The organism is Winogradskyella litoriviva (genome assembly GCF_013249065.1).
Lineage (GTDB): Bacteria > Bacteroidota > Bacteroidia > Flavobacteriales > Flavobacteriaceae > Winogradskyella > Winogradskyella litoriviva.
Window position 1 is genome coordinate 147,664 of sequence record NZ_JABRWQ010000004.1, and the last position, 11,362, is coordinate 159,025.

Annotated in this window: 12 protein-coding genes; 4 read left to right on the top strand and 8 right to left on the bottom strand. The window is 29.7% G+C overall.

Annotation, left to right across the window (positions count from 1 at the left end):
* Positions 1-3: 3 nt before the first annotated feature.
* The 7 genes from HNV10_RS09645 to HNV10_RS09675 form a co-directional block, all read right to left on the bottom strand.
* On the bottom strand, positions 4-1,410 hold the full coding sequence (locus tag HNV10_RS09645) for an MBOAT family O-acyltransferase (RefSeq protein ID WP_173301143.1): 1,407 nt from the start codon (positions 1,408-1,410) through the stop codon (positions 4-6).
* A gap of 16 nt (positions 1,411-1,426) precedes the next feature.
* A complete protein-coding gene (locus HNV10_RS09650; RefSeq protein ID WP_173301144.1) occupies positions 1,427-2,344 on the bottom strand; it encodes a hypothetical protein in 918 nt (305 codons plus the stop codon).
* Between the two features lie 33 nt (positions 2,345-2,377).
* Positions 2,378-3,826, bottom strand: a complete 1,449-nt coding sequence (locus HNV10_RS09655) for an MBOAT family O-acyltransferase (protein ID WP_173301145.1) — start codon at positions 3,824-3,826, stop codon at positions 2,378-2,380.
* Between the two features lie 162 nt (positions 3,827-3,988).
* Complete coding sequence (locus HNV10_RS09660; protein ID WP_173301146.1) at positions 3,989-4,825, bottom strand: sialate O-acetylesterase; 837 nt, start codon at positions 4,823-4,825, stop codon at positions 3,989-3,991.
* Positions 4,826-5,605, bottom strand: coding sequence for a TerC family protein (locus tag HNV10_RS09665; RefSeq protein ID WP_173301147.1), 780 nt, complete (start codon positions 5,603-5,605; stop codon positions 4,826-4,828).
* 4 nt (positions 5,606-5,609) lie between these two features.
* Positions 5,610-5,996, bottom strand: coding sequence for a hypothetical protein (locus HNV10_RS09670; protein ID WP_173301148.1), 387 nt, complete (start codon positions 5,994-5,996; stop codon positions 5,610-5,612).
* A gap of 41 nt (positions 5,997-6,037) precedes the next feature.
* Positions 6,038-6,421, bottom strand: coding sequence for a helix-turn-helix domain-containing protein (locus HNV10_RS09675; RefSeq protein ID WP_173301149.1), 384 nt, complete (start codon positions 6,419-6,421; stop codon positions 6,038-6,040).
* 304 nt (positions 6,422-6,725) lie between these two features.
* Here HNV10_RS09675 and HNV10_RS09680 point away from each other — a divergent pair, with 304 nt between their 5' ends.
* The 3 genes from HNV10_RS09680 (at position 6,726) to HNV10_RS09690 (ending at position 9,010) form a co-directional block, all read left to right on the top strand.
* Positions 6,726-7,871, top strand: coding sequence for a M14 family metallopeptidase (locus HNV10_RS09680; protein WP_173301150.1), 1,146 nt, complete (start codon positions 6,726-6,728; stop codon positions 7,869-7,871).
* Between the two features lie 74 nt (positions 7,872-7,945).
* Positions 7,946-8,425, top strand: a complete 480-nt coding sequence (locus HNV10_RS09685; RefSeq protein WP_173301151.1) for an Lrp/AsnC family transcriptional regulator — start codon at positions 7,946-7,948, stop codon at positions 8,423-8,425.
* 78 nt (positions 8,426-8,503) lie between these two features.
* Positions 8,504-9,010 (top strand): DinB family protein, encoded by a 507-nt coding sequence (locus HNV10_RS09690; RefSeq protein ID WP_173301152.1) that lies wholly within the window; start codon positions 8,504-8,506, stop codon positions 9,008-9,010.
* Here HNV10_RS09690 and aroB read toward each other — a convergent pair.
* Entirely contained in the window at positions 9,007-10,077 is a 1,071-nt protein-coding gene (gene aroB / locus HNV10_RS09695) for a 3-dehydroquinate synthase (RefSeq protein ID WP_173301153.1), read from the bottom strand. The genes HNV10_RS09690 and aroB overlap by 4 nt on opposite strands.
* Before the next feature lie 95 nt (positions 10,078-10,172).
* On the opposite strand from aroB, the gene HNV10_RS09700 reads away from it, so the two are divergent.
* Positions 10,173-11,345, top strand: coding sequence for a proline dehydrogenase family protein (locus tag HNV10_RS09700; RefSeq protein WP_173301154.1), 1,173 nt, complete (start codon positions 10,173-10,175; stop codon positions 11,343-11,345).
* Positions 11,346-11,362: the final 17 nt, after the last annotated feature.

The window sequence follows — 11,362 nt, forward strand, 5'->3', positions numbered from 1 at the left end:
AATCTAGAATTGAAAATAAATAAAGTTTTCAGCTGTTGAATAGAAGAGACAAAGCAATAGAATAATTAAAGAAACTATAATAGATAATTTTAACATGCTAAACTTAACTCCATAATCTTCCAAAGGAATATTGGTTCTAAAGATTTTTAAATCAATTACAAACCCTAGGGCAAGTAAAAGTATAGCGTTTATAAATGTGTTTATGTTTCCTATAAATAGAGAGCCATAATTAAAACTAATTATTTCTGACAAAATTGTTGATGCAGAGTGAAAGTCTGGAGCCCTAAAAAAGACCCATGCAATGAGAACAACTATAAAGGTGTAAATATATCCTAAAGCGTTGAATGTTTTAATTTTAAGCGCAGAAAAAGTGTACTTTTCTAAACTTAAAAATAGACCGTGAATTCCTCCCCAAATAACAAAATTCCAGGAGCTGCCATGCCATAAGCCACCAATTAGCATTGTTAAAAGTAGGTTTCTGTACGTTATTACAATACCTTTTCTATTTCCACCTAAAGAAATATATAAATAATCTCTTAACCAAAACGATAAAGACATGTGCCATCGCCTCCAAAATTCAGTTAATGTCCTTGAGAAATATGGAAAATTGAAGTTTCTGTTAAAATTAAATCCAAATAGTTTAGCGCTACCAATGGCTATGTCAGAATAACCAGAAAAGTCAAAATAAATCTGAAATGCATAAAAAATGGTGGCAACTAAAAGAGTAGAGCCATTGTGTATTTCATAATTTCCATAAACAGAATCTACATATATCCCTAAATTGTCTGCAATTGCGACTTTTCTAAATAATCCAATAAAAATTTGAAAAATCCCAGTCTTAATTAATGTAACGTTAAGATTTCTCTTCTTTTCAATTTGTGGTATTAAGTTAGAAGCTCTTTCAATTGGGCCTGCAACTAACTGAGGAAACAAGCTTACAAACGTAAAAAAGGCTACAATGTCTCTGCTTGCTTTTATTTCTTTTCTATATATGTCTATACTATAGCTTAGTGTTTGAAATGTGTAGAAACTAATTCCAACCGGCAAAATGATGTTTAGTGTTAAACTGTTGACCTCCCAACCTATTGTAGACATTGTTGTTGCAAATGAATCTGCAAAAAAGTTATAGTATTTAAAAACCCCTAATAACCCTAGATTTGAAAGGAGACTAACGTATAGCCATCGTTTTTTGTTTTTGTCTAAAGCATCTTCGATTTTTTGACCAACAAAGTAATCTAAAAAAGAACTAAAAATTATAAGTGATATGAATCTGTAGTCCCACCAGCCATAAAAAACGTAACTAGAAATAAGTAATAAGATGTTCTGATTCTTATAATTGTTTTTTAATAACCAATAGATAATGAATACTATAGGTAAAAAGATTAAATATTCAATTGAATTGAAAAGCATATTTTTTAATTTTTATCTATTTACTTAAGCTGTAAGTTGCAATAGCTTCATTTATTTTTGATTTTGAGTCTTTGCTTTTTAATAAATCATTAATTAAAAGATTATTAAACATTTTAGAGAATCTATTAGCTCCTAATGAATTTAGGTGGTCTAAATCTACATAAAAAGTATTAGGTAATTTAAATGAATTAAAATCGAGTAATGTTACATTTTTAAAATGTTTTTTCTTTATATCTTGGTAATAGTTTTCATTTTTTAATACAGGAAGATCTTTATGCTGTGGACTTCTAATAAGGAAAACATCTTTGTTATGTGCTTTACAAAACGTAATTATTTTTTTTAAATAATTTATGTTTGATTCTGATATTTTATAATTAATTCCATAATTAGTTGTGTCTGACTTTGCTTCTTCTAGCATTTCATCTAATTTGTTAATTTTTGTTGATTTGTAGCCATCAATACTATTTATAATGTTAAAATCGTTATTGATTGTTCTGTAAATATTTTTCTTAGCTGCAATAGATAAACAGGAGGTTAAATCTTCTCTATTATTGTCATATAATAAGCTAAAGTCTTCCTTGTTAATAAATGTCAAATAAGTAGGAAGGAAGTAAGACATTTTTTCAAATCCCCAAATCCATTCATTTATTTTAGAATCAATCTGATTGTTTGTAAATTCAATAAACACAGTTTGTATTTGAGGGTTATTTGGAATAATATTTTTTACTTTTTGATAAGTATAAAAATATGATTCTCCGGCATCTGCTAAATTTTTGAAATTCTTAATTATTGAGTCGTTATAAGCGTAACTTGGATGTGAATGTCCAAATACAACATATGTTGAGTTTTCGTCAATTTTGAATTTTGATTGATTTTTAATAATAGTTATAGGGATTATAGCTATCGCAACTACAGTTAGTATTGCAATAATCAAAAAAACGAGTATTTTTTTTATAAATGCTTTCATTTAAAACTGGAAATAAATAAATTCTTGCTCTTTTCCTATAAATAAAAAGATTAGACAAATTAATAGTATGTAGAACCCTAATCTCAAACTTCTTGGCCATTTGAAACCAAATTTTTCAATTCCGTATTGAGTTTCTCTACCAAGCCATTCTATAACCACTAAAAAGACAATTAAAACTAGAGTTTCAATTGCTAGTTGTCTATTTGAAAACTCTGGTATAGAAAAAAGGCTTTTAGAAAAAATGGTACTTAAATAATTAATAGCATGTGAAATATTGTCTGCTCTAAAAAATACCCAAGCAATTACAGTAAGTAAAAATGTTACACTAATATTTAAAATGTCTTTAAGTGGAGCAAAAAGTTTGCCTTCTGCAGAGATTCCAATATTATTTCTATTTCTATTCATAAGAAGTAATGGTAAAAAATAAATAGCATTTAAAAGGCCCCATACAATAAAGGTCCAGTTTGAGCCATGCCAAAATCCACTAACAATGAATATTATAAAAGTATTTCTAACTTTCATTGAGGTTCCTCCTCGACTACCGCCTAAAGGAATATACAGATAATCTCTAAACCAAGTAGATAAAGATATGTGCCAGCGTCTCCAAAATTCAGCTATATCTCTAGAGAAATAAGGAAAAGCAAAGTTTTGTTTTAAATTAAAACCAAATAGACGAGATGTACCTATGGCTATATCTGAATAACCTGAAAAATCACCGTAAATCTGAAATGTGAAGAATATTGCGCCAAGCAATAAACCACTTCCTCCATAATCATTATAATTATTAAAAAATTCGTTTGCAAATCGAGCCGAGTTATCGGCAATCACTATTTTTTTGAATAATCCCCAAAGAATTTGACGTAATCCATCTACTGCTTTTGAATATTCAAATTTGCGCTTTGTATAAAATTGAGGAAGTAAATTTGTTGCACGTTCAATCGGACCCGCTACTAATTGTGGAAAGAAACTTACAAAGGCTGAAAATGCAATAAAATCCTTAGTAGGCGTTAATTTCTTTTTATAAACATCGATTGTGTAACTTAATGTTTGGAATGTGTAGAAACTAATACCAACAGGTAAAATTATTTTTAATGAAGAAACGTTTAATTCTTGACCAAATAGGGTAAAGGCGGTTATGAGATTATCTAAGAAAAAGTTGTAGTATTTGAAAAAACCTAAGAATCCTAAATTAACAATAATACTGCACCAAAGTAGTATTATTCGTTTTCTGTTATTTTCTTCTTTGGAAAGTAAAATACCTATAGAGTAATCAACAATGGTACTGAAAACAATTAACGATAAAAATCGCCAATCCCACCAGCCATAAAAGACGTAGCTTGCTAGTACAATTAGAAAATTTTGATATTTAAGATTTTTCTGGGTAACAAACCAGTATAGTATAAATACGATCGGTAAGAAAACAGCAAAATCAATTGAGTTAAAAAGCATTAACGTTGAATTTTATAGATTTGGGTTCTTAAAAAGAATAGTTAAATTTTTTGGAAATATAGCTAAAGCTAGTATTTAGCACATTAAAAATTCTAGATTTTAGTTAAGAGGATTAAAAATATCGTTCTACAACCGAATTCAATTTCTTAGTATTAAAAATTTCTATTTTTGCGTTTCTAATTCCTTGTTTTTTAGAAGTAAAGCAACAATTTCTCCATATTTATCACCTAATCTTAATAGTCCAGATGCATCATAGTGCAGATTATCAGGTTGTTTGCTAAGTTGGTCTGTGTTAATATAAAAAGTATTGGGAACAGATAGGCTTATTGCGGATTGTGCTTTTTGAATATTTGAGACGAATTTATGTTCATTTGTTTTTGGGTTTACCTTTCCGTATATAACAGGTAGGTCTGGATTTTTGAAATCTTTTCGTACTTTATTAATAAGTAATTTAAAATTTTCTTCATAAGATTCTGAGTTGAATTTGTATCTAGCGTCAGTTTCTCCTTGCATCCATAAAAAAGCAATTGGTTTTGTTTTGTATTTAAAGGTTAAGCTGTCGGTCATTTTTATGAATTTGCCGTACAAATTTCCAAAATCAACACTTCTCTTGATATTAGAATCAACTTCGGGTAGCCAATCAGTAATTGAGGAGCCTCCAACAGCATACTTAATGATTAAAAAGTTTAAAGCAGGAAAGGAGTCATTTAACACTCTAGATAGGCCTACTTCTGGCCCAAAAGAATAATTTAATAATCTTTTTAATCGTGTATTAGCACTGTAATTGTGGTAAGTTATATTGTTAGGTAAATAAAAAGAACTTAACTCAGAAACCTCGCCTAAGCCTACCATGTTAGATTGGCCAGCCATTAAGATAACTTGATAATTTTTATTGACATCAAGATTCGAGTTGTAATTAAGTCGCTGTTTGTTTTCGTTACAGCTTGATAGTATAATTAAGGATTTTAAAGCATAAATTATTTTATTTCTAAAGGACATTTATTTTTTAGTTTTAAAATTCAAAAATTCAACAAAAAGGGAGAATGCAATGGCAAAGTATAAGTAGCCTTTAGGAATAGCTCCTACGGTTTTACCAAATAACTCAGTATGTGAGAGATGAGCCGCTTCTGTGATAAGCATAAAACCAATTAAGATTAAAAATGCAAGTCCTAAAATTTGAATACTTGGATGAGTGTCTATGAATTTACGAATTGGATTTGCAAATCCTATCATTATGCCTATTGAAATCATAACTGCAATTATCATTAATACTAATGTGTAATTGTGGTTTTCATGTAACCCATTAGTCATTCCTACAGCTGTAAGTATAGAATCGATTGAAAATATAAAGTCTATAATTACAATTTGTACAATGGCATTACTTAGGGATTTTATGACCTTAGATTTTGCTTCTTTTTCGTCATGTGAAGGGTCTTCAACTTTTTCTCTTATTTCAGTAGTACTTTTGTAGATTAAGAAAAGTCCTCCAGCAAATAGTATGAGTGCTTGCCAGCTTATGCCAACAGAGAGCCATGCTGTTTCAATAGAATAAAAAGGTTTGCTAAGCCCAACTAAAAAGGATACAAAAAACAATAGAATAATTCGCTGTACCATTGCTAATATCAGCCCTATATTCGTTGCTTTATTTCTTTGTTCTTCAGGTAGTTTATTTGCTGCGATAGAAATAAACACTATATTATCTATACCTAAAATAATCTCTAAGAAAGTCAAGGTTAATAATGCCATTATAGCATCAGATGTTAATAGAAAATCAAGCATAATTCTAGTCTATTTTTTTAGCAATTCCTTGCTCGGTATTTAATGGCTTATTGGGTCTTTTTACCGCAAGTTTGTATTCAAACGTATATGAGTCTGCTGTAGTTGTTAAAATTTTCATATGGATTGCATCTTTTTCAGAATTACTGGTAGGATGCAGTTTTTTAAGAATAAACTCGCAATCGTTAATCCATCGAATAGAAGAAGAGTCTGCTTTTCCTTCATGGTAATCAATGTTAAAGTCTTTGGTGCGCTTAAATCTTGATGTCTGTTTTACACCATTGAGCATATAGGTAAACTCAAATGTACCTGTTTTAAAGTCCGAACATTTTCGTTCAACAGAGTAGCAACTTGTTAATAATGATAATAGCAGTATAGCTAAAAACACTTTCATAATTTGTCTTTTTACAAAGATAATAAATAGCTAATCGAAAATTATGGTTTGTAACTTTTAAAAGTTCCATCTTTAAAAAAGATAACTATTTTCTCAATTTCTGAGTTCTCATTTGAAATAGGCTTTATGGAATCTGACTTTTTGGTTTCGAGATTAGCCGCTGTAAGATTCGGGTCTGGTAAAGTTGAAGTTTTAGAGATATTAGGAAATTGTCCTTTGCCATTCATTAGCCAATACAAATCTACTTCTGGATAGGTGTGAAGTATCTTCATTACAAAGTCTAAACTGGGTTTATTTCTTCCTGATAAAATATGCGAAATACTAGAACGTTGCACTCCGATTTTTTCAGCAAAACTCGAGGCTGTTTCGCTGTAGTAATCTATGACTTTTTGAAGACGTTTAGTAAAATCGATAGAGTTTATCATTGTAAACTATAGAGTTTTGTATTTGGTTATACAAATGTAAACAATCGTAATTGATTTTTAATAAAAACTGTAATTAATCTTTACTTGTATTTAAATAAATAATTTAACAAAAAACACATAAGTACCTGATTAAAAAATAAATATATTTAAATTATAATAATATCATTGATTTTATTTTTAAATGAGTTGATTTGTTGTTTTTCTTATTGCTATTCTGTTTACCAATGTAACATATTTAGTGTTTTTACTTGTTTACAATTGTAAAATTTCAAATGATTACATTTGTAACCAATATTTTAACCTCATGAATTTAGACCTTTTAAATACGGCATTTAATTCTGTTAGAACTTCAGAGTTGCATGGTCGATATATTACCAATTTTCATATTGAAAAATGCTTTAATTTATTTTCGAAATTTAGAATTTCTACCATTGGAGAATCTGTAGAAAAGCGACCAATTTATAGTTTTAAATTTGGGAGTGGACCTATAAAAATATTATTGTGGTCGCAAATGCATGGTAATGAATCAACATCTACAAAAGCACTTTTTGATTGTTTTAAATTGTTTGAAGCAGAAAATAGTCTTGTAGCTACTATTTTGAAAAATTGTACATTGTTGGTGATTCCAATATTAAATCCTGATGGTGCAGAGAGGTATACACGTCTAAATGCAAATCTTATTGATTTAAATAGAGATGCTCAAAATCTAAGTCAGCCTGAAAGTAAAGTTTTAAGAGCTGCTTATAACGATTTTAGGCCAAATTATTGTTTTAATCTTCATGGTCAACGTACAATTTTTAGTGCAGGAGAAACAAATAATGTGGCAACACTTTCGTTTTTGTCACCTGCAGAAAATGAAGAGCGTACGCTTACTCAGAACAGGAAGGTGGCTATGACTATTATTTCTGATATAAACGATTTACTTCAGCAAGAGATACCAAATGCAGTTGGGCGATACGATGATGGCTTTAATATTAATTGTGTGGGTGATACATTTCAAAATTTTGGCGTTCCTACAATATTATATGAAGCGGGTCATTATGCAAATGATTATAGTAGGGAAATTGTGAGGCGCTTTATGTTTATTGCTTTGTTAAAAGGGTTGAATGTTATTGCTAACGGAATAAGTTATGATAAACACAAGGCATATTTTAAAATTCCAGAAAACGCAAAATGCTTTTATGATGTAATTATTAGAAATGCTAAATGTAAAATCTCAGATAATGAAGTTGTTGATATTGCATTTCAATTCCAAGAAGTTTTAATTGATGGAGTTGTTGACTTTATACCTAAAGTTGAAGCAATTTCTAAAATGAACTTAAAATTTGGGCATAAAGAAATTGACGCCAAAGGTAAAATGGTAACAACTACAGAAAATTCTGAGTTAAATGTAGGTAGCGAAATCGATTTCGTATTGTTAAATAAGGAAAGAATCTCTCTATATTCTTAAAATAATTCAATTTTAATGCGTTATCGTTAGAATAAATGTCTTATTTTTGCGTTTAATCTAAAGATTATTAAATAATGGCAAAGTTTAAATTAGATGAAGTTGATCATCAAATTCTCGATATGCTTATCGACAACACACGTATTCCTTTTACAGATATTGCAAAGAAATTATTGATTTCTGCAGGAACCGTTCACGTTAGAGTTAAGAAAATGGAAGAAGCAGGAATTATAAGAGGTTCTTCATTAACATTAGATTACCACAAGTTAGATTATTCATTTATTGCATATGTGGGTGTGTTTTTGCAAAATACGTCTCAAACTAAGTTTGTTTTAGAACGTATTAATGAAATCCCATACGTAACTGTTGCGCACATAACAACTGGGAAGTTTAATATTTTCTGCAAGATTAGAGCAAAAGACACTATGCATGCTAAAGAGGTGATTTTTATGTTGGATGATATTGATGGTGTTTATAGAACAGAAACTATGATTTCATTAGAAGAAAGTCTTAACGATAAAAAACGTTTAATGCATACTATTTTTAATGAATTGTAATCAATCTTTTAAATAATACAAAAGCCCTATGTTTAGTTACTTAGGGCTTTTTTGTTAAACTAATATATTAAGTAATTAATGAAATTAAATGTTAATGAATATAATTCGTATTACGAGTCTTATATTGAGAAATCTAATCAAAAACCAATTGTAGAAGGTTTAAGTGATAATTTAGAAAGAATAGTGTTGTTTTTTAGAGCAATACCTAAAGGGAAGCAAGACTATTCTTATGCTGAAGGCAAATGGACAATAAAAGATATTTTACTTCATATTATTGATACAGAGCGTATTTTTTCATATCGAGCTTTGCGTATATCGAGAAACGATAAAACACCTTTGCCTGGTTTTGAGCACAATGATTATGTGTTTAATGCTTCTGCAAGCAATCGCTCATTAGAAAGTCTTTTAGAAGAGTATACAGCAGTAAGAAAAGCTACAATAGCATTGTATAATAGTTTGAATCCACCAGTTTTATTAGAAATAGGTGAGGCGAGTGGTTTTCCTATATCAGTTAGAGCTATTGGTTATATAATTACTGGTCATGAGAATCATCATTGTGAAATAATTAAACAGCGTTATCTCTAATTATTATAATTAATAAAAGCTTCTGTAATGAGTTCATTGCTAACCACGCAATCTATTTTAGGTTGCCCTATAGCTTCAAGAAGTACAAATTTAACAACACCATGACTATTCTTTTTATCGTATTTCAATAAGTTTATAATGGCTTTTTGGTCGTTTTCTGTTATTTTAACTTTTGTAAATGTTTTTAAGATTCCGTTGGTAATAATTTCTAACTCTTCATTAGATAATCCACAAGTTTTTGTAGATAAATAAGCTTCTAAAAGCATTCCTATAGCAATAGCTTCGCCATGTAGTAAAGGAGTTTTATCAGCATTTTCTAAAAAATAACTCTCAATTGCATGGCCTAAAGTGTGACCAAAATTTAATATTTTTCTTAAGCCTTGTTCTGTTGGGTCAGATGTCACTACTTTGTTTTTTATTACAACAGAATCGTATATTAATTGATCTAAATCAGAAATATCTAAAGCTTCTAAGTGAGTTAATGTATTCCAGTAATTTTTATCAAAAATTAAACCATGTTTAAGCATTTCGGCAAAACCAGAGACCATTTCTTTTGAAGGAAGTGTATCTAGAAAAGATGTATCTATGGCTACCATTTCTCCTTCATTTATAACGCCAATTTGATTTTTTAGTGCACCTAAATCAACTCCAGTTTTCCCACCAACTGAGGCATCAACCATTGCTAATAGCGAAGTTGGTACATTTATATAAGAAATACCACGCATATATGTACTAGCCACAAAACCACCTAAATCCGTAACAACACCACCTCCTAAGTTTATTAATAAACTTTTACGGTCGGCATTATATTCTGATAGTGCTTCCCAAACACCTGTGCAAATATCAATTGTTTTATGTTCTTCACCGTTAGGCATTTCCATTACTTCTATTTCTATATTACCAGATTCTATTTGCCCCAAAAAATTAGGTAAACATGCATCGTGCGTGTTAGTATCAACGAGTATAAATATTTTAGAGGGTTTAGTCGTTTCTATGTACTTATTTATTTCGGTATAGACTTCGGAATTAAAATAAACAATTGCGTTTTTAGTTGAAATAGAATTCATTTTATTTTATCTAATTTAATGACGTGAAAATACTTCCTTTTTCATAAAAAAAGAACCTAATAATAAATATATTTGTTTTTATAAAATATTTTTTAATGATAAATCGATCTCTTTTTGAAAATACAGAAACGGCTTTTGTTCTTAAGTCGGATTCAGCTCTAGAACGTGCTTATTTTTTATTTAAAATGATTTCTTCGCAACCTTTAGTACGTATAGGTACTGCAGCAACAAATTTTGCGCTAAAAGCGCATTTACCCGTTGAAGGGTTGATTAGATCTACAGTGTTTGACCATTTTTGTGGTGGTGTAAATGAGGATGATTGCTTAACTGTTATTGATAATTTATATACAAAAGGCGTTAGTTCTGTCTTAGATTATTCTGTGGAAGGAAAAGCAGAAGAATCACAATTTGATAATGCTTTAAATAAAATTTTAAAAATTATTGACTTTTGTGATGAGAAGGAAGCTATGCCCATTGTTGTTTTTAAGCCTACCGGTTTTGGGCGTTTATTTTTATATCAAAAGAAGACAGAAGGTATTGAGTTAACAAAAGACGAGCAGGCAGAATGGAATAGAATAGAAGAACGTTTTGATGCGGTTTGCAAACTTGCTAAAGCAAAAGATGTAGAAGTATTAATTGATGCCGAAGAAAGTTGGATGCAAGATGCTGCCGATGTTTTGGTTGAAAAAATGATGCAACGTTATAATAAAGATGTCACTATAGTTTATAACACATTGCAACTCTATCGTTGGGATCGTTTTGACTATTTGAAAAGCTTACACCAAAGAGCAAAAAATAAAGGTTTTAAAATAGGAGTAAAGATTGTTAGAGGAGCATATATGGAGAAGGAGCGTGAGAGAGCCGTTGAAAAAGGTTATGAGTCTCCAATTTGTGAAAACAAAAAAGCAACTGATGATAATTTTGACGACACATTAAGTTATATTATTCAAAATTTAAATGATATTTCTGTTTTTATTGGTACACATAATGAATTGAGTTGTTATTTGGCCATGGAGCTAATGGAAAGGCATAATATTTCTAAACGAGATAATAATGTTTGGTTTGGTCAATTGTATGGTATGAGTGACCATATAAGCTTTAATTTAGCGGCAGAAGGTTATAATGTAGCTAAATATATTCCTTTTGGCCCTGTAAAAGATGTTATGCCTTATTTAATTAGAAGGGCTGAAGAAAACACATCGGTTGCAGGACAAACTAGTAGAGAATTAACTCTAATAAAAACAGAGAAAAAAAGACGCAAGTTGTAATTTTAAATTGAACTTTT

Excerpts from the sequence above, each read along its gene's own strand:
- HNV10_RS09645 (WP_173301143.1), bottom strand. The coding sequence starts at position 1,410 with ATGCTTTTCAATTCAATTGAATATTTAATCTTTTTACCTATAGTATTC.
- HNV10_RS09665 (WP_173301147.1), bottom strand. The coding sequence starts at position 5,605 with ATGCTTGATTTTCTATTAACATCTGATGCTATAATGGCATTATTAACC.
- HNV10_RS09675 (WP_173301149.1), bottom strand. The coding sequence starts at position 6,421 with ATGATAAACTCTATCGATTTTACTAAACGTCTTCAAAAAGTCATAGAT.
- HNV10_RS09680 (WP_173301150.1), top strand. The coding sequence starts at position 6,726 with ATGAATTTAGACCTTTTAAATACGGCATTTAATTCTGTTAGAACTTCA.
- aroB (WP_173301153.1), bottom strand. The coding sequence starts at position 10,077 with ATGAATTCTATTTCAACTAAAAACGCAATTGTTTATTTTAATTCCGAA.
- HNV10_RS09685 (WP_173301151.1), top strand. The coding sequence starts at position 7,946 with ATGGCAAAGTTTAAATTAGATGAAGTTGATCATCAAATTCTCGATATG.
- HNV10_RS09655 (WP_173301145.1), bottom strand. The coding sequence starts at position 3,826 with ATGCTTTTTAACTCAATTGATTTTGCTGTTTTCTTACCGATCGTATTT.
- HNV10_RS09660 (WP_173301146.1), bottom strand. The coding sequence starts at position 4,825 with ATGTCCTTTAGAAATAAAATAATTTATGCTTTAAAATCCTTAATTATA.
- HNV10_RS09700 (WP_173301154.1), top strand. The coding sequence starts at position 10,173 with ATGATAAATCGATCTCTTTTTGAAAATACAGAAACGGCTTTTGTTCTT.
- HNV10_RS09670 (WP_173301148.1), bottom strand. The coding sequence starts at position 5,996 with ATGAAAGTGTTTTTAGCTATACTGCTATTATCATTATTAACAAGTTGC.
- HNV10_RS09690 (WP_173301152.1), top strand. The coding sequence starts at position 8,504 with ATGAAATTAAATGTTAATGAATATAATTCGTATTACGAGTCTTATATT.